The 19,009-nt window shown below is 43.8% G+C and carries 11 protein-coding genes, 2 tRNA genes and 3 rRNA genes; 9 read left to right on the plus strand and 7 right to left on the minus strand.

All coding sequences use genetic code 11. The features are described from left to right. The first annotated feature begins 66 nt into the window (after positions 1 to 66). Together emrA and emrB are read left to right on the plus strand one after the other, a co-directional pair. Positions 67 to 1,248 (plus strand): multidrug efflux MFS transporter periplasmic adaptor subunit EmrA, encoded by a 1,182-nt coding sequence (gene emrA / locus M1E96_RS15950; protein WP_070925087.1) that lies wholly within the window; start codon positions 67 to 69, stop codon positions 1,246 to 1,248. Between the two features lie 12 nt (positions 1,249 to 1,260). After that, positions 1,261 to 2,802: a multidrug efflux MFS transporter permease subunit EmrB gene (emrB, locus tag M1E96_RS15955; RefSeq protein ID WP_369427204.1), complete on the plus strand. Its 1,542-nt coding sequence runs from the start codon at positions 1,261 to 1,263 to the stop codon at positions 2,800 to 2,802. Positions 2,803 to 2,914: 112 nt separating this feature from the next. Here the strand turns inward: emrB and M1E96_RS15960 are convergent, their stop codons facing one another. After that, positions 2,915 to 3,955 (minus strand): tRNA/rRNA methyltransferase, encoded by a 1,041-nt coding sequence (locus M1E96_RS15960; protein WP_140186822.1) that lies wholly within the window; start codon positions 3,953 to 3,955, stop codon positions 2,915 to 2,917. A 170-nt stretch (positions 3,956 to 4,125) separates the two neighbouring features. Here M1E96_RS15960 and M1E96_RS15965 point away from each other — a divergent pair, with 170 nt between their 5' ends. The 4 genes from M1E96_RS15965 (at position 4,126) to M1E96_RS15980 (ending at position 9,829) form a co-directional block, all read left to right on the plus strand. Beyond that, positions 4,126 to 4,839 carry a tRNA-uridine aminocarboxypropyltransferase gene (locus M1E96_RS15965; RefSeq protein WP_272581394.1) on the plus strand — a complete coding sequence of 238 codons (714 nt, stop codon included), beginning with the start codon at positions 4,126 to 4,128 and terminating at the stop codon, positions 4,837 to 4,839. 297 nt (positions 4,840 to 5,136) lie between these two features. After that, positions 5,137 to 7,782 (plus strand): bifunctional acetate--CoA ligase family protein/GNAT family N-acetyltransferase, encoded by a 2,646-nt coding sequence (locus M1E96_RS15970; RefSeq protein WP_272581395.1) that lies wholly within the window; start codon positions 5,137 to 5,139, stop codon positions 7,780 to 7,782. A gap of 280 nt (positions 7,783 to 8,062) precedes the next feature. Then, entirely contained in the window at positions 8,063 to 9,418 is a 1,356-nt protein-coding gene (pssA, locus tag M1E96_RS15975; protein WP_349485660.1) for a CDP-diacylglycerol--serine O-phosphatidyltransferase, read from the plus strand. Between the two features lie 63 nt (positions 9,419 to 9,481). Beyond that, positions 9,482 to 9,829, plus strand: coding sequence for a YfiM family lipoprotein (locus tag M1E96_RS15980; RefSeq protein WP_070925092.1), 348 nt, complete (start codon positions 9,482 to 9,484; stop codon positions 9,827 to 9,829). A 120-nt stretch (positions 9,830 to 9,949) separates the two neighbouring features. Here the strand turns inward: M1E96_RS15980 and rrf are convergent. The 6 genes from rrf to gmhB all read right to left on the minus strand — a co-directional run bounded on the left by rrf (position 9,950) and on the right by gmhB (position 16,256). Then, positions 9,950 to 10,065: ribosomal RNA gene (gene rrf / locus M1E96_RS15985) — 5S ribosomal RNA — on the minus strand. A gap of 139 nt (positions 10,066 to 10,204) precedes the next feature. Then, positions 10,205 to 13,107, minus strand: a 23S ribosomal RNA gene (locus tag M1E96_RS15990). A 226-nt stretch (positions 13,108 to 13,333) separates the two neighbouring features. Beyond that, positions 13,334 to 13,409 (minus strand) — tRNA-Ala (locus M1E96_RS15995). A gap of 135 nt (positions 13,410 to 13,544) precedes the next feature. Then, a tRNA-Ile gene (locus M1E96_RS16000) sits at positions 13,545 to 13,621 on the minus strand. 67 nt (positions 13,622 to 13,688) lie between these two features. Continuing rightward, positions 13,689 to 15,228, minus strand: a 16S ribosomal RNA gene (locus M1E96_RS16005). The 16S, 23S and 5S rRNA genes sit together here with 2 tRNA genes alongside, the layout of an rRNA operon. A gap of 461 nt (positions 15,229 to 15,689) precedes the next feature. Next, a complete protein-coding gene (gmhB, locus tag M1E96_RS16010; RefSeq protein WP_070927399.1) occupies positions 15,690 to 16,256 on the minus strand; it encodes a D-glycero-beta-D-manno-heptose 1,7-bisphosphate 7-phosphatase in 567 nt (188 codons plus the stop codon). Between the two features lie 170 nt (positions 16,257 to 16,426). On the opposite strand from gmhB, the gene metN reads away from it, so the two are divergent. Genes metN through M1E96_RS16025 form a run of 3 tightly spaced genes read left to right on the plus strand, consistent with a single transcriptional unit; the run spans position 16,427 to position 18,985 of the window. Then, entirely contained in the window at positions 16,427 to 17,458 is a 1,032-nt protein-coding gene (metN, locus tag M1E96_RS16015; protein WP_272580641.1) for a methionine ABC transporter ATP-binding protein MetN, read from the plus strand. Further along, positions 17,451 to 18,104, plus strand: coding sequence for a methionine ABC transporter permease MetI (gene metI, locus M1E96_RS16020; protein ID WP_070927394.1), 654 nt, complete (start codon positions 17,451 to 17,453; stop codon positions 18,102 to 18,104). Before metN ends, metI begins: the two co-directional genes overlap by 8 nt. A gap of 59 nt (positions 18,105 to 18,163) precedes the next feature. Further along, positions 18,164 to 18,985, plus strand: a complete 822-nt coding sequence (locus M1E96_RS16025; protein WP_070927392.1) for a MetQ/NlpA family lipoprotein — start codon at positions 18,164 to 18,166, stop codon at positions 18,983 to 18,985. Positions 18,986 to 19,009 lie beyond the last annotated feature (24 nt).

Raw genomic sequence — 19,009 nt, forward strand, 5'->3', positions numbered from 1 at the left:
AGTGGTTAGCGTTAACTACTGGGAACATTCGTGATTAAAAATGCCCATAAGCGGAGAAACACTAGTATGAGTGCCCACGAGGAAATGCAAACCACACAACAGCCTCAGCGCAATAAAAAGAAACAACGTAGAAGCGCCCTAGCACTTCTCACACTATTATTTGTCGCTATTGGCATTGGCTGGGCAGCTTATTGGTTCTTTGTTCTGCGTCATTACGAATCAACAGATAATGCTTATGTCGCAGGTAATCAGGTACAAATACAGTCACAAATCGCCGGTAGTGTGATGACCGTCAATGTAGATAATACTGATTTTGTAAAAAGTGGTACCATTCTCGTTGAATTAGACCCTAGAGATGCTCAACTCGCCTTAGAAAAAGCTAAAACGACTTTAGCTAACAGCGTACGCCAATCCCACCAGCAGATCGTTAATAGCCGTCAATACCAAGCTAATATTAATATGAAACGCTCTGAACTGGTGAGATTACAAAATGACTTAAAACGCCGAGAAGTCCTTGGTAGCAGCAATTTAATTGGTAAAGAAGAGCTACAACACGCACGCGAAGCCGTTGTCAGTGCAAAAGCAGCTTTAGATGTCGCTATTGAGCAATTAAATGCAAACAATGCTATTGTGCTGGATACGCCATTATCTAAACAACCTGCCGTTGAACAAGCTGCAACAGAAGTTAGAAATGCATGGCTCGCACTACAACGAACAAAAATAGTCAGTCCTGTCGATGGTTATGTTTCACGGCGTAGCGTTCAAGTCGGCTCACAAATCACCACAGCAACCCCCCTTATGGCTATCGTTCCTTCGCAAGGTATGTGGATTGATGCAAATTTCAAAGAAACTCAACTTGCCGATATGCGTATAGGCCAACCAGCCAAAGTAACAACCGATTTTTATGGTAAAGACATTGTGTTTAATGGCACGGTCGTAGGTTTGGATATGGGAACGGGAAGTGCGTTCTCTTTACTTCCAGCACAAAATGCAACAGGTAACTGGATCAAAGTGGTACAACGTCTACCGGTTCGTGTCGCGTTAGAGCCTACTCAGTTAGAACAGTATCCATTACGCTTAGGTTTATCCACTGAAGTCACTGTAGATACCCTCAATAAAGATGGCAAAGTACTCGCAAAAGGTATGCGTGAAGCTCCCGCTTATCACACATCTGCACTCGCTATTGATATGTCTCCTGCGGACAAAATAGTTACTGAGATTATTAATAGTAACTCTGGAAACAATTAATCTGAGGTGAACGTGACTAAAGCACCTTTAACAGGTTCTAAACTTGCATGGATGACTATCGCGCTTTCGCTCGCCACATTTATGCAAGTCTTAGATTCAACCATTGCGAACGTTGCTATACCAACTATCGCAGGGAATCTAGGCTCTTCAATTACTCAGGGAACTTGGGTGATCACTTCCTTTGGTGTGGCAAATGCCATTTCAATTCCAGTGACGGGTTGGCTTGCACGCCGCATCGGTGAAGTTAGGCTATTTTTATGGTCTACAGGACTGTTTGCCCTAACCTCATGGCTATGTGGTATTTCAAACAGCTTAGAAATGCTGATCCTGTTCCGTGTTCTGCAAGGTTTGGTGGCTGGGCCTCTGATCCCATTGTCTCAAAGTTTGTTGCTAAACAACTATCCACCACAAAAACGCAATATGGCGTTAGCCCTGTGGTCAATGACCATTGTTGTTGCACCTATTTGTGGTCCAATTCTTGGCGGCTATATCAGTGATAACTACCATTGGGGCTGGATATTCTTTATCAACGTACCTTTTAGTATTGCCATCATTTTTGCCATTATGCAGACACTCAAAGGCCGTGAAACCAAAATCTCGATTAACCCTATTGATACCGTTGGCCTAGTGTTACTCGTGGTCGGTATTGGGGCTTTGCAGATTATGTTAGATCAGGGCAAAGAACTCGATTGGTTTAATTCTACCGAGATCATTGTACTTACGGTAATAGCGGTTGTCGCCATAGCCTTCTTAGTGGTCTGGGAGCTAACCGATGATCATCCCGTCATTGATCTATCACTTTTTAAGGAACGTAACTTTACTATCGGCTGCCTTGCATTAAGCCTCGCTTACATGCTCTATTTTGGCACCATCGTTCTGATCCCCCAGCTATTACAATCTGTCTATGGTTACACCGCGACATGGGCCGGACTCGCCTCTGCCCCCGTTGGTTTGCTTCCTTTGCTGATTACTCCAATAATCGGTCGATTTGGTAACCGTATCGACATGCGTTACCTCGTGACATTCAGCTTTATTATTTATGCTCTCTGCTATTATTGGCGCGCCTATACTTTTGAGCCAGGTATGAGCTTTGCCGCAGCGGCTTGGCCTCAGTTCGTACAAGGATTGGCGATCGCATGCTTCTTTATGCCGTTAACCACCATTACTTTGTCGGGACTTCCTCCAGAAAAAATGGCTTCTGCTTCCAGCTTATCTAATTTTACGCGAACGCTCGCTGGGGCTATTGGTACATCGATTACCACCACCGTGTGGACGCAACGAGAAGCCATGCATCATGAAGTGTTGACTGAATTCATCAACCCTTACAATGTCAATTCACAACACATGTACAGCGACCTTGCACAAATGGGGATGAATGATATTCAAAGTGCAGCCTTCCTTGCTAAGAGCATTACCGATCAAGGATTAATTATTTCAGCTAATGAAATTTTTTGGTTGTCGGCGGGGATCTTTATCTTACTAATGGTCATTATTTGGTTTGCCAAACCGCCATTTGGAGCGGGAGCCAAAAGTGATGGCGGCGGCGCGCACTAACGCCTAATAACAAAAACGGCACATTAAACAGTAGGTTTTCTACTTTTAATGTGCCGTTACGATCCATTACTCTACATCATATTGAAACGATGAACGGAGTATTATACCTTATTTATTTGGCTTTATTCTGTTGCCACCATTGCGCTAACATAATACCTGTAGCGACAGAAACATTGAGACTCTCAACCTTACCTGTCCCACCAATATATAAGCTCATATCCCCCTCGTCCCACACGCTATCACTCAACCCATCGCGCTCTTGACCTAACACCAGTACCATTTTTTCAGGTAATTGAGCTTTAGCAATGTCTTGACTGCCTTTATGACTTGATGTGGTAACAATAGTATAGCCCGCTTGGCGGAAGTGATTTAATGTTGCGCTTAGCCCATCTGCATCAATAGCTTTGATATGCTCAGCACCACCTTCAGCTGTACGAATGGCTGCACCAGACTCCAGCATACCTGCATCTTGTAAAATCACACCTTGGATCCCAAAATGAGCGCAGCTACGCATGATGCCACCTAAATTATGTGGGTTACCCACATCTTCTAGTGCCAAGACACAATCTTTTGCAGGAGCTTGTTCCAAATAAGTTTCAACGCTCATGCCACCGCGTTTTTTAATCAAGAAACAAACACCACCATGATGTTCGGTTCCCGATGCCTTCGTCAGTTCTTCATCATCAACAACATGATAAGCTTTACGATTTGCAGCCATCCATTTTAATGCATCACGAAAACGTGGAGTGACTGATTGCAGAAACCACGCTCGCACAATAGCATCAGGACGATTTTTAAACATGGCCTGACACGCATTTTCACCATAAATACGCGTTTCTTCTAAACGTTGCTTACGCAATTGCTCAGGGTCAATTTGGCTTTTACCTGAAATACCGCCATGATCATTAACCAACTCATCAGTATTTGGCTTTGAAACCGTACGCCAAGCAGAACGCTCACGTGGTGGCTGGCTTCTTCTATCATCGGGGCGACCTGAACGCTCATTGCGGCGGCCACCATCACGTTTATCGTTACCGCGTCGATTATCTTGCTGACGTTTGCCTTTATGTTGCCCGTCATTTTGATCTTCACTACGGACATACATCACTTTTACTTTACCGTTCTTACCACTAAAATCATTTGAGTCGTTCATTGTTATCCCCTACAAAGCTATGGCGCGAAGATTACATGATGTTGCCGAGCTACGCCACTGATTCACGCATTATTGCACCGAAAAGATCCTGAATATACCTCTATCACCATTCATTGGATTTACGTACAATACGCGCTCTATTTTCATCAACACCAAAACTTGTGCCAATCATGACCCCTAACGCCGTTTATGCTCTACGCCAACAACGCCTACTACTATCAACTAAACCTTTTAAAGCAAGAGGTTGTCGAGTTAAGCGCTGCCAGTACTGTTTATTGCCTACACCACAGTGCCTTTGCCAGCATATAGTCTCTACCGAAGCGAAAAGCCAATTTTGCTTGATCATGTTCGATGGTGAAGTCTTTAAACCAAGTAATACTGGTAAATTGATTGCAGATGTCATGCCAGACACTTTAGCTTTTCAATGGTCGAGAACTGAACCCGATTCGCGATTACTTGCAGTTTTACAAGATCCAACTCGACAGCCTTATCTCATTTTTCCCGAAAGTTACGCCCAATCTGGACGGAAAGTGGTTAATCAACCGACTATCTCTGACAAACCCCCATTATTTATTCTATTAGATGGTACATGGCCAGAGGCACGTAAAATGTTTCGTAAAAGCCCTTATCTCGATAATATCCCTGTACTTTCTATTAACACCAAAGCAAGAACAGATTACTTACTGCGCACTCCATCAAAGGAAGAACAACACTGTACTGCCGAAGTGGCCGCAACCCTCTTAGAACTTGCCGGCGATACATTGGCCTCTCAACAACTCTTTAGTCATTTCAATCTATTTAGAGACAAGTATCTAGAAGGTAAACCGCACCACCCGTTGGCTCAAATGCGACAAGCTGAAAAACAGTTAACTCATTGTGAGTAGCGTATCAATGCGATTTTCCATAACTATCGTGATAAATATGCAATTTTAAGATAATCAAACAATAGAAAACGTGAACATCATTAGATAATTCCACTGATAAACTGGCACAACTAGAGAGATACGGCATAGTATACTCGTCATACTTCAAGATGCAGCGGTGTTGACTGTGCTCAGCTAGCCGAGTCACATAACCTATATATGCTCTTCATCCACCTGTATCTGAAATAAATTAGAGGATATATCTCACAATATTGATAGGGCGGTATGTTCGCTCACCAAAGCAAAAGGTGATCTACCATGGGTTTAGTGAGTCAGTTAGAGTCTTTATTTAGACCAAAATCAATTGCGGTCATTGGTGCATCAGAAGATCCAAATCGAGCAGGCTCGGTAATGATGAAAAATTTGTTAACCAGTGGCTTCAAAGGACCAATACTCCCCGTTAACCCAAACCGTAGCTCTATTCTTGGGGTACTCGCTTATCCAAGTATTGATAAATTACCGTTAAAACCTGACTTGGCTGTAATTTGTACCCACCATGCCAAAAACCCAGAATGCTTAAGGCAACTAGGCGAATATGGCTGTAAAGTGGTGATTATTTTATCATCGCCCTCAATTCAATTTGCTGAACTCAAAAAAATTGCTCATCAATATCAAATTAGGCTGTTAGGCCCAAATAGCCTAGGTATCTTAGCGCCATGGCAAGGCTTAAATGCGAGCTTCTCACCAATCCCTATCTTAAAAGGTAAATTGGCTTTTATTTCTCAATCAGCGGCAGTGTCTAATACCGTTTTAGATTGGGCTCGCCATCGTGAAATCGGTTTTTCCTACTTTATTGCACTTGGTGATCGTATCGATATTGATATCGACGATCTTTTGGATTACCTCGCGCGCGATAGTAAAACGAGTGCTATTTTGCTCTATCTTGAAAGCATTAGTGATGCACGGCGCTTCCTTTCTGCTTCACGCAGCGCATCGCGCAATAAACCTATATTAGTGGTTAAAAGTGGTCGAACCCGTAAAGCACAACAGTTACTTGGCGAAAAACCAAGCTTAGATGCTGCCTATGATGCTGCCATTCAGCGAGCCGGCCTTCTGCGAGTTCAAGATACTCATGAAATGTTTTCAGCTGTTGAAACATTGAGCCACATGACCCCCTTAAGAGGTGAACGCTTATCAATCATCAGTAATGGTGCCGCACCCGCTGCGATGGCACTCGATGAATTATTACAACGCAATGGTAAGCTAGCGACTTTAGGCCAAGAAACACAAACCGAACTTAGCGCCCTTCTGCCCCTCGATCTATCAACGCAAAATCCTATTGATTTAGGCGATGATGCAACACTTGATCGCTACATTAGCGTATTGAATAAAATGCTAGATAGCCATGATCATGATGCGCTATTACTCATTTATACGCCAAGTGCCATCACTGAAAGTAAAGGCATGGCTGAAAAAATCATTAAAACCATTAAGCAGCACCCAAGAGGGAAATGGCTAACAATACTCACTAACTGGTGTGGCGAATACTCATCACAAACCTCACGCCGTTTATTTAGTGAAGCAGGTATTCCAACTTACCGTACACCAGAAGGTGCTATAACTGCTTATATGCATATGGTTGAGTATCGTAGGAACCAAAAACAGTTAAAAGAAACCCCCGCTCTGCCTATCGGTATTACAGCGAATACTCAACAAGCACATGATTACATTCAACAAGCATTGCAAAATAACAATTTGCATTTAGATACCCATGAAGTTCAACCAATTTTGCAAGCTTATGGGCTGAACAGTTTACCAACTTGGATCGCCCATTCTAGCGATGAAGCGATTGAGATAGCAGAAAAAATCGGTTATCCCGTCGCATTGAAGTTACGTTCTCCTGATATCGTGCATAAATCAGAAGTACAAGGGGTTATGCTCTATTTACGTAATGCTAAAGAGGTTGGTGAAGCCGCTAAGGCGATTATTGACCGTGTATCAACGAATTTCCCTCAGGCAAGGGTCGAGGGCTTACTGGTTCAAAGTATGGCTAACCGAGCTGGTGCTCAAGAACTGCGCATTGCCGTTGAACTGGATCCTATATTTGGACCGTTAATTATGCTTGGTGAAGGCGGTATCGAATGGCAACAAGAAAGCCAAGCCGCTGTTGCTTTACCACCATTAAATTTAGCCTTAGCTCGCTATTTAGTTATTCAAGCTATTAAAGGCTATAAAATAAAATCACGCAGTGCGCTAGCGCCTTTAAATATCCCAGGACTCGCAAGCTTATTAGTGAGAGTTTCCAATTTAATTATTGATTGCCCAAATATTTCTCGGCTTGATATCCATCCGCTACTCGCTTCAGGTGACGAATTTACTCTACTTGATGTCTCAATGTCATTGTCACCAAACCAAGAGGATCCAAAATCAAGACTCGCGATCCGCCCCTATCCAAGTGAATTAGAAGAAACGATCAGTTTAAAAGATGACTTAACTTGCCTACTACGCCCTATCTTGCCTGAAGACGAACCTCTCCTAAAATCATTTATCGAACGGGTCACAAAAGAAGATCTTTATTATCGCTATTTTAGTGAAATCAGTGAGTTTACACATGATGATCTCGCAAATATGACGCAGATTGACTATGACCGTGAAATGGCCTTTGTCGCCGTTAAGAATCAAGACTCTGAGCCTGAAATTATCGGTGTCACTCGTGCAATGGCAGATCCTGATAATCAAGAGGCAGAATTTGCGGTTCTTGTTCGCTCAGATATGAAAGGACTTACACTTGGTTACCAATTAATGAACAAGCTACTAAACTATACTCGCTCACACGGGATCAAAAAGCTGAGCGCGATTACAATGCCAGAAAACCGTAATATGATCAGCCTAGCCAAAAAATTAGGATTCGAAATTGATGTGCAGTTTGAAGATGGTGTCGTAAACTTAACCTTACACTTATGAGCAATCAGTGTAATAACCTTGTACAACAATTAAACAGAAATTTAATTTATTCTAAATGGTTTGGCTAAATATGCTATCATCGACGGATCATTCGCTCACTTATACTCTAAATAATTCGAGGTGCAGCTAGGCGAAAAATGAATGAGACGCTAGGAACACAGAAAATGATGTGACTGGCGCGAATGAGCGAAGCTCAACAAACGCTGCAACTTGAAGCATGATGAGTATATATACTTAAAGCGAGTTGCGATTAGACCTAACAAGAGAAATTCACACTGTGATGTTGTCAAAATTAAAACAAGCAAAACATCAACAATACTTGGCAAATTTGCCTAAGCTGACACAATCGATTGCTGATGTTAAAACGCTATATAAGACAGAAGATTTTCGTGATGCTTTGCTTAAGCAAATATCCGTTGCTCAGCATTACATCTACATCACTGCGTTATATTTAGAGCAAGATGATGCAGGTAAAGACATACTTCATGCCCTCTATGCGGCGAAGCAAGCAAATCCATCATTAGAGATAAAAATACTGGTTGATTGGCACCGTGCACAACGTGGCAGAATCGGTGCTGCTGCGAATTCTACCAATGCAGATTGGTACTACGACGTAGCACAACAGTACCCTGAAATCGATATCCCTGTTTATGGTATTCCAGTCAATACACGAGAAGCGCTAGGGGTATTGCACCTCAAAGGTTTTCTTTTTGATAATACTTTATTATACAGTGGAGCAAGTATTAATGATGTGTACTTGCAGCGCCATGAAAAGTACCGTTACGATAGATATCAACTGATTAAAAATGAGCAGCTAACTGCGTCAATGAAAGCTTTTATTGATGATACGTTATTAAAAGCAGACGCAGTACAGTTACTCAACATTGCTAATCGACCTAAAACGGCTGAATTCAAGAATATCATTAAACAATTTCGTCTCACACTTAGGGGCGGCTCATATCACTTTGTCGGTAATGCATCAAATCATGAATTAGCAGTCACACCTTTGGTGGGTTTAGGTAAAAAGAATGACTTAAACCGAACTATTACCCATTTGATGGGATCGACACAAAGTAAGCTCACAATTTGCACCCCTTATTTTAACCTTCCTGCGGTATTAGTAAGGGTGATTAGTCGATTACTGCGTGAAGGTAAAAAGATCGAAATTATTATTGGCGATAAAACAGCCAACGATTTCTATATTCCACCTGAAGAGCCATTTAAAATTATTGGCGCCTTACCTTATCTGTATGAAATCAATTTACGCAGATTTGTTAGTCGCCTACAAAAATTTATTGATAGTCAACAGCTCACCATTCGCTTGTGGAAAGATGGTGATAATACCTATCACCTAAAGGGTATGTGGGTAGATAACCAATGGCAGCTTATTACTGGTAATAATTTAAATCCACGCGCTTGGGGGCTAGACCTCGAAAATGCGGTATTGATCCACGATCCTAATCAGGAAATGCAGGAACAACGCCAACATGAGCTCGAATGTATTCGTACTCATACTAAAGTGGTTAATCATTATCGTGAGCTAGATAGCATTCAAACCTATCCTGTCAAAGTGAAAAAACTGATCCGCCGACTAAGACGAATCAGAGTTGATCGGTTAATCAGCCGTATCTTATAGAGCATTTATAAAGCACCACTTATGTGGTGTTTTTTTTATCTATCTTTATTCAACAAAATACATATGAAACTACCCAAAAAGCTATTCACATATTCATTCATTGGATTAGCACTCATAACAACTGGCTGTACAGGCTTCCATTGGTCAAACGATAATTGGACAGGCCAAGACAAAGCACAACATTTTGCATTTTCAGCTGCAATGGCTATGGCTGGTAATGCCTATGCAGATAGACAAAATTGGCAACACCGAGAAGCTGCGCAGTTTGGTATTTTATTGTCAGTTTCTTTAGGTGCAGCCAAAGAGCTATATGATAGTAGACCAGAAGGTACTGGATGGAGTTGGCATGACTTTGCTTATGATGTTGCCGGTGCCGTCGCGGGTTATAGCCTGTATAACACAATGAAATAGTTATCTCTTTATAGCTTTATCGCACTTTATCTCACCAAATCACTTCTCGCCAAAGAGCTAAAATATTTCTTTCCAAACGCAAAAAAGCCACCCAATGGGTGGCTTCTTCACTAATTTAATGTCTGGCAGTTCCCTACTCTCACATGGGGAGACCCCACACTACCATCGGCGCTACGGCGTTTCACTGCTGAGTTCGGCATGGGGTCAGGTGGGACCACCGCGCTATTGCCGCCAGACAAATTCTGTTTCGTTCCCGTTTGCAATTATCTCAACGCAAACCAGAACTTCAATCTCAAACAAGCTGCGTGTCCTTCACCTTTCGGCTTCTCACTGCCCAAAAACAACTCAATCTCTCTAAAACACCTTCGGTGTTGTCAGGTTAAGCCTCACGGTTCATTAGTACTGGTTAGCTCAACGTATCGCTACGCTTACACACCCAGCCTATCAACGTCTTAGTCTTAAACGTTCCTTTAGGACCCTTAAAGAGTCAGGGAAGACTCATCTCAAGGCAAGTTTCCCGCTTAGATGCTTTCAGCGGTTATCTCTTCCGCACTTAGCTACCGGGCAATGCCATTGGCATGACAACCCGAACACCAGTGGTGCGTCCACTCCGGTCCTCTCGTACTAGGAGCAGCCCCTTTCAATCTTCCAACGCCCACGGCAGATAGGGACCGAACTGTCTCACGACGTTCTAAACCCAGCTCGCGTACCACTTTAAATGGCGAACAGCCATACCCTTGGGACCTACTTCAGCCCCAGGATGTGATGAGCCGACATCGAGGTGCCAAACACCGCCGTCGATATGAACTCTTGGGCGGTATCAGCCTGTTATCCCCGGAGTACCTTTTATCCGTTGAGCGATGGCCCTTCCATTCAGAACCACCGGATCACTAAGACCTACTTTCGTACCTGCTCGAGCCGTCACTCTCGCAGTCAAGCTGGCTTATGCCTTTGCACTAACCGCATGATGTCCGACCATGCTTAGCCAACCTTCGTGCTCCTCCGTTACTCTTTGGGAGGAGACCGCCCCAGTCAAACTACCCACCAGACACTGTCCGCACCCCGGATTACGGGGCAACGTTAGAACATCAAACATTAAAGGGTGGTATTTCAAGGTTGGCTCCATGCAGACTGGCGTCCACACTTCAAAGCCTCCCACCTATCCTACACATCAAGGCTCAATGTTCAGTGTCAAGCTATAGTAAAGGTTCACGGGGTCTTTCCGTCTTGCCGCGGGTACACTGCATCTTCACAGCGAGTTCAATTTCACTGAGTCTCGGGTGGAGACAGCCTGGCCATCATTACGCCATTCGTGCAGGTCGGAACTTACCCGACAAGGAATTTCGCTACCTTAGGACCGTTATAGTTACGGCCGCCGTTTACTGGGGCTTCGATCAAGAGCTTCTCCTTACGGATAACCCCATCAATTAACCTTCCAGCACCGGGCAGGCGTCACACCGTATACGTCCACTTTCGTGTTTGCACAGTGCTGTGTTTTTAATAAACAGTTGCAGCCAGCTGGTATCTGCGACTGGCTTCAGCTCCATGGGTAAACCACTTCACCTAGCGCCAGCGTGCCTTCTCCCGAAGTTACGGCACCATTTTGCCTAGTTCCTTCACCCGAGTTCTCTCAAGCGCCTGAGTATTCTCTACCTGACCACCTGTGTCGGTTTGGGGTACGATTAATGATAATCTAGAGCTTAGAGGCTTTTCCTGGAAGCGGGGCATGAGCTACTTCATCACCGTAGTGACTCGTCATCAGACCTCAGCATGGTGAACCGGATTTGCCTAATTCACCTGCCTACATCCTTAAACCGGGACAACCGTCGCCCGGATAGCCTAGCCTTCTCCGTCCCCCCATCGCAATTATCACCAGTACAGGAATATTAACCTGTTTCCCATCGACTACGCATTTCTGCCTCGCCTTAGGGGTCGACTCACCCTGCCCCGATTAACGTTGGACAGGAACCCTTGGTCTTCCGGCGTGCGGGTTTTTCACCCGCATTATCGTTACTTATGTCAGCATTCGCACTTCTGATACCTCCAGCATGCCTCACAGCACACCTTCGCAGGCTTACAGAACGCTCCCCTACCCAACAACATCTAAATGTCGCTGCCGCAGCTTCGGTGCATGGTTTAGCCCCGTTACATCTTCCGCGCAGGCCGACTCGACCAGTGAGCTATTACGCTTTCTTTAAATGATGGCTGCTTCTAAGCCAACATCCTGGCTGTCTGAGCCTTCCCACTTCGTTTCCCACTTAACCATGACTTTGGGACCTTAGCTGGCGGTCTGGGTTGTTTCCCTCTTCACGACGAACGTTAGCACCCGCCGTGTGTCTCCCGTGATAACATTCTTCGGTATTCGTAGTTTGCATCGAGTTGGTAAGTCGGGATGACCCCCTAGTCGAAACAGTGCTCTACCCCCGAAGATGAGTTCACGAGGCGCTACCTAAATAGCTTTCGGGGAGAACCAGCTATCTCCCGGTTTGATTGGCCTTTCACCCCCAGCCACAAGTCATCCGCTAATTTTTCAACATTAGTCGGTTCGGTCCTCCAGTTAGTGTTACCCAACCTTCAACCTGCCCATGGCTAGATCACCGGGTTTCGGGTCTATACCCTGCAACTCATTCGCCCAGTTAAGACTCGGTTTCCCTACGGCTCCCCTATACGGTTAACCTTGCTACAGAATATAAGTCGCTGACCCATTATACAAAAGGTACGCAGTCACACCCGAAGGTGCTCCCACTGCTTGTACGTACACGGTTTCAGGTTCTATTTCACTCCCCTCGCCGGGGTTCTTTTCGCCTTTCCCTCACGGTACTGGTTCACTATCGGTCAATCAGGAGTATTTAGCCTTGGAGGATGGTCCCCCCATATTCAGACAGGATAACACGTGTCCCGCCCTACTCGTCGAGTTCACAACACCAACACCTTCGGATACGGGGCTATCACCCTTTACTGCCGGACTTTCCAGACCGTTCTCCTGATGCTGATGCTGATTAAGACTCTGGGCTGCTCCCCGTTCGCTCGCCGCTACTAGGGGAATCTCGGTTGATTTCTTTTCCTCGGGGTACTGAGATGTTTCAGTTCCCCCGGTTCGCTTCGTTTGACTATGTATTCATCAAACGATAGTGCAACGAATTGCACTGGGTTTCCCCATTCGGAAATCGTCGGGTATAACGGTTCATATCACCTTACCGACGCTTATCGCAGATTAGCACGTCCTTCATCGCCTCTGATTGCCTAGGCATCCACCGTGTACGCTTAGTCGCTTAACCTCACAACCCGAAGGTGTCTTTTTTGTCAGTCGACATGAAACCCGACGGTTTCTGTCTGTTGACGACATCTTCAAGTTGAGATTTTTGAGAGACTCTCACATTGTTTAAGCGATAAACAATGTGCGTTGTTTTCAATTTTCAGCTTGTTCCAGATTGTTAAAGAGCATAATTATTCGCAATAGACTATTTAATTAACTAATCTATTCTGAATAATTCAAAAGTATTATGGTGGAGCTAAGCGGGATCGAACCGCTGACCTCCTGCGTGCAAGGCAGGCGCTCTCCCAGCTGAGCTATAGCCCCATAACAGGTTTGACAGTATCATCGCCGTCTTTAATCGGTGTGATTAAAAACGAAATCGAATTAAGGCAAGGCGTAGCTTAGCGACGTTTACACTAGGTAAACGAGCTGAGATACAACGTAGCATTCATTCGATTTTGGTAGGCCTGAGTGGACTTGAACCACCGACCTCACCCTTATCAGGGGTGCGCTCTAACCACCTGAGCTACAAGCCTATATGATACCGTTGACTCTATTTCATCAGACAATCTGTGTGAGCACTTCACAAAAACACTTCAATGGTAAGGAGGTGATCCAACCGCAGGTTCCCCTACGGTTACCTTGTTACGACTTCACCCCAGTCATGAATCACAAAGTGGTAAGCGCCCTCCCGAAGGTTAAGCTACCTACTTCTTTTGCAACCCACTCCCATGGTGTGACGGGCGGTGTGTACAAGGCCCGGGAACGTATTCACCGTAGCATTCTGATCTACGATTACTAGCGATTCCGACTTCATGGAGTCGAGTTGCAGACTCCAATCCGGACTACGACGTACTTTATGAGTTCCGCTTGCTCTCGCGAGGTCGCTTCTCTTTGTATACGCCATTGTAGCACGTGTGTAGCCCTACTCGTAAGGGCCATGATGACTTGACGTCATCCCCACCTTCCTCCGGTTTATCACCGGCAGTCTCCTTTGAGTTCCCGACCGAATCGCTGGCAACAAAGGATAAGGGTTGCGCTCGTTGCGGGACTTAACCCAACATTTCACAACACGAGCTGACGACAGCCATGCAGCACCTGTCTCAGAGTTCCCGAAGGCACTAAAGCATCTCTGCTAAATTCTCTGGATGTCAAGAGTAGGTAAGGTTCTTCGCGTTGCATCGAATTAAACCACATGCTCCACCGCTTGTGCGGGCCCCCGTCAATTCATTTGAGTTTTAACCTTGCGGCCGTACTCCCCAGGCGGTCGATTTAACGCGTTAGCTCCGGAAGCCACGCCTCAAGGGCACAACCTCCAAATCGACATCGTTTACAGCGTGGACTACCAGGGTATCTAATCCTGTTTGCTCCCCACGCTTTCGCACCTGAGCGTCAGTCTTTGTCCAGGGGGCCGCCTTCGCCACCGGTATTCCTCCACATCTCTACGCAATTCACCGCTACACATGGAATTCTACCCCCCTCTACAAGACTCTAGCTGACCAGTCTTAGATGCCATTCCCAGGTTAAGCCCGGGGATTTCACATCTAACTTAATCAACCGCCTGCGTGCGCTTTACGCCCAGTAATTCCGATTAACGCTTGCACCCTCCGTATTACCGCGGCTGCTGGCACGGAGTTAGCCGGTGCTTCTTCTGTCGGTAACGTCAATCGTTGATGATATTAGCATCAACGCCTTCCTCCCGACTGAAAGTACTTTACAACCCTAGGGCCTTCTTCATACACGCGGCATGGCTGCATCAGGCTTGCGCCCATTGTGCAATATTCCCCACTGCTGCCTCCCGTAGGAGTCTGGGCCGTGTCTCAGTCCCAGTGTGGCTGATCATCCTCTCAGACCAGCTAGGGATCGTCGCCTAGGTGAGCCATTACCCCACCTACTAGCTAATCCCATATGGGTTCATCCGATAGCGCAAGGACCGAAGTTCCCCTGCTTTGCTCCTAAGAGATTATGCGGTATTAGCCACCGTTTCCAGTAGTTATCCCCCTCTATCGGGCAGATCCCCATACATTACTCACCCGTCCGCCGCTCGTCAGCGAGAAGCAAGCTTCTCCTGTTACCGCTCGACTTGCATGTGTTAGGCCTGCCGCCAGCGTTCAATCTGAGCCATGATCAAACTCTTCAATTAAAAGTGTTTGATGCTCAAAGAATGTTTTACTGTCACCTGATTTCCGAAGAAACCAGATTACCTATTAGTTCATATGTATATGAATTAACGTGTTAGTCACTCTTCAAGACTTTAAAATCAAATATTTTTTGATAGTGTCTTGTGAGTGCCCACACAGATTGTCTGATAAATTGTTAAAGAGCGTTGCGACTTTATCTTTCGATATTAACCGTTTAGGTCGTTGTCGCGAGGTGGCGTATAATACGCTTTCCTCATCGAGAGTCAAGCTTTTTTTTCGCTTATTCTTTTCAGAATCTCTCGCTGCCTTCGTAATGCCTTTTGGGTTATCCCCTTTGGGCTTGCCATCAAATTTCGTGTCAGCTCATCGTCGGTCAGTGGAGGCGCATTATAGGGAGTCAGAAAATTCTAGCAAGTGTTTTTTTAAAAAAATTTTTCAGTTGCTGATATATCACCCAAAACGCCTATTTTTTGATATTTTTAACCGCTTTAGGCAGTTCTGCGATGCTTTCTATGACTAAATCAGCAGCTGCGATAGCTTCATCAGTTACTGTTTCACCACTTTTAACGAGAATAGTTGTACCAACATTTGCCGCTTTACCCGCTTGCATGTCTGCGAGCTTATCGCCAACCATAATAGAAGATGCCATATCAATATTCAGAAATGCTTGCGCGTCTAATAACATTCCTGGTTTTGGTTTACGGCAATTACAGTCTTGTCGATATTCCTCTTCTTTCGCATCTGGGTGATGCGGGCAGAAATAGATACCATCAAGATCAACACCACGGTCTGCCAGAGACCAATCCATCCACTCGGTTAGCTGCATAAAGCTATCTTCAGAATAAATGCCTCTACCGATACCTGACTGGTTAGTGACAACAACTAATGCATAACCCATGTTTTTTAATTCAGCCATCGCTTCAATTGCACCATCAATAAATTGAAAGTCATCTATTTTATGTACATAGCCATGGTCAATATTGATTGTGCCATCTCTATCTAAAAAGATCGCAGGTATACCTTTGCTCACCGATTCACTCCTCAAACTAAATGTACTTTTAGTATCTCATGAAAAGAAAATAAATGAGAATAGAATAAATAAATCAAACTTTATTGACTTAGACGTCTAGACGCCTTAACATCCAAGCATATTAGATTTAGATATCTAAAAATTGATTCCTATATATTTAGAAGAAATAAATGATAAAGCTCTCAAATATTAATAAAGTTTTCCAACAAGGAAGCCGTAACATTCAGGCACTCACTAATATTAGCCTGCACGTTCCTGCTGGGCAAATTTATGGCGTGATTGGCGCATCAGGTGCAGGCAAAAGTACACTGATTCGTTGTGTAAACATGCTTGAGCGCCCAACATCAGGCCAAGTCATTGTTGATGGGCAAGACTTAAGTGCCTTACCTGAAAAAGCGTTGACGAAAGCTCGCCGTGGTATTGGCATGATTTTCCAGCACTTTAACTTATTATCATCACGAAATGTATTTGACAACGTGGCTCTTCCACTTGAATTAGATAATACACCTAAAGAAAAAATTAAAACTCGCGTCGATGAATTACTTGAGCTTGTTGGCTTAACCGATAAAAAGGATGCTTATCCTGCTAATTTATCCGGCGGTCAAAAACAACGTGTCGCTATTGCACGCGCTTTAGCAAACTCACCAAAAGTTTTATTGTGTGATGAAGCAACTAGTGCACTTGATCCAGCAACAACACGTTCTATTCTTGAATTATTGAAAGATATTAACCGTCGTTTAGGATTAACAATCTTATTGATCACCCATGAAATGGATGTAGTGAAACGTATTTGTGATCAGGTCGCCGTGATTAGCGGTGGTCAATTAATAGAACAAGATAAAGTGAGTGAAGTATTCTCTCACCCTAAAACACCAGTTGCTCAAGAATTTATCAAATCTACGTTGGTTATTGATATTCCTGACGACTATAAAGCGCAATTAAAAAGCGAACCTAGTGCAGATTTATCGCCATTATTAAAATTAGAATTTACAGGTCAATCTGTTGATGCCCCGTTAATTTCTATGGCGGTTCGTAAATTTGACATTGATATCAATATATTGAGCTCTCAAATTGACTATGCAGGCGGCGTGAAATTTGGTGTTATGTTAGCTGAATTGCATGGTGTTAATGGTGGAGTTGAAGCAACAATTGAATTTTTGAAAGAGCATCATGTCAAAGTAGAGGTTTTAGGTTATGTCTGAGGGAATGATTTCACTGCTTATATCGGGAACGATTGATACTATTATTATGACTTTCGTTTCGGCAATCCTCGGTTTTATCATGGGCGTACCAACTGGCGTTCTACTGTATGTGACTCGTAAAGGGCAAGTCATGGAAAATAAGGCGCTATATGCTGTCATTTCAGCGATAGTGAATATTTTCCGTTCGATTCCATTTATTATTCTTTTAGTTTGGATCAGCCCATTTACTAAATTCTTAGTTGGCTCTGCAATTGGTATTGAAGGAGCGATTGTTCCACTAACTGTCGGTGCGATCCCATTTATCGCTCGTATGGTTGAAAATACCTTATTAGAAGTTCCAAGCGGTTTAATTGAAGCTTCAAGAGCGATGGGAGCAACACCACTGCAAATTATTCGCAAAATTCTGTTACCTGAATCATTACCGGGGATCATCAATGCAGCAACTATCACACTCATTATGTTAGTTGGTTATTCTGCGATGGGTGGTGCTGTCGGTTCAGGTGGTTTAGGTCAGATAGCAATGCAATATGGTTATTACACCTATAACCCATTAGTCATGAATACCGTACTTGTGTTGTTAATTATCTTAGTATTCATCATACAATTTACCGGTGAATATTTAATGAAAAAAGTGTCACATAAATAGTCCGTAAAAATAGCAGCGCCATTGAGGTGCTATAAAGAAAGCGTTTAAGGGGTATATCTATGTCTATTAAGTTAAAATCTATCGCAGTTGTTGGCGCGCTATTAGGCACATTAGCACTTACTGGTTGTGGTCAAAAAGAAAAAGATCCAAATAGCATCAAAGTTGGCGTTATTATGGGTAAAGAGTTAGAAGTTGCTGAAGTTGCACAGAAAGTAGCAAAAGAAAAATACGGCTTGAATGTTGAATTAGTTGCTTTCAATGACTTTGTACTGCCAAATGAAGCATTAAGTAAAGGTGATATCGATGCAAACGCATTCCAACATAAGCCTTATCTTGATCAGCAAATTAAAGACAGAAACTATAAGCTGACCCCTGTAGGTAATACGTTTATTTACCCTATCGCAGCTTATTCTAAACAAATTAAATCGGCCGATGAACTGGCAGATGGCTCACAAGTGGCATTACCTAACGATCCAACTAACCTTGGCCGTTCACTGCTACTGTTACAAAAACAAGGCTTAATCAAACTGAAAGATGGTACAGGCCTAATGCCAACAATTTTGGATATTGTTGAAAATCCAAAAGGCTTAAAATTTGTTGAATTAGAAGCTCCTCAATTACCACGTGCACTTGATGATCAAAAAATTGCATTAGCTATCATCAACACGACATGGGCAAGTAGTGCAACGCCTAAATTAACCCCTGCAAAAGATGGTTTGTTTGTAGAAGACAAAGATTCTCCATATGTGAATATTATTGTTGCTCGTGATGACAATAAAGATAATGAAAATGTGAAGAAATTTGTTCAAGCATATCAATCAGATGAAGTAGCTAAGAAGGCTGATGAGGTCTTTGATGGTGGTGCAGTTAAAGGTTGGTAATCTTTTTTATTAGTTAAAAAATGA

The organism is Providencia sp. PROV236 (assembly GCF_033676985.1).
GTDB lineage: Bacteria > Pseudomonadota > Gammaproteobacteria > Enterobacterales > Enterobacteriaceae > Providencia > Providencia manganoxydans.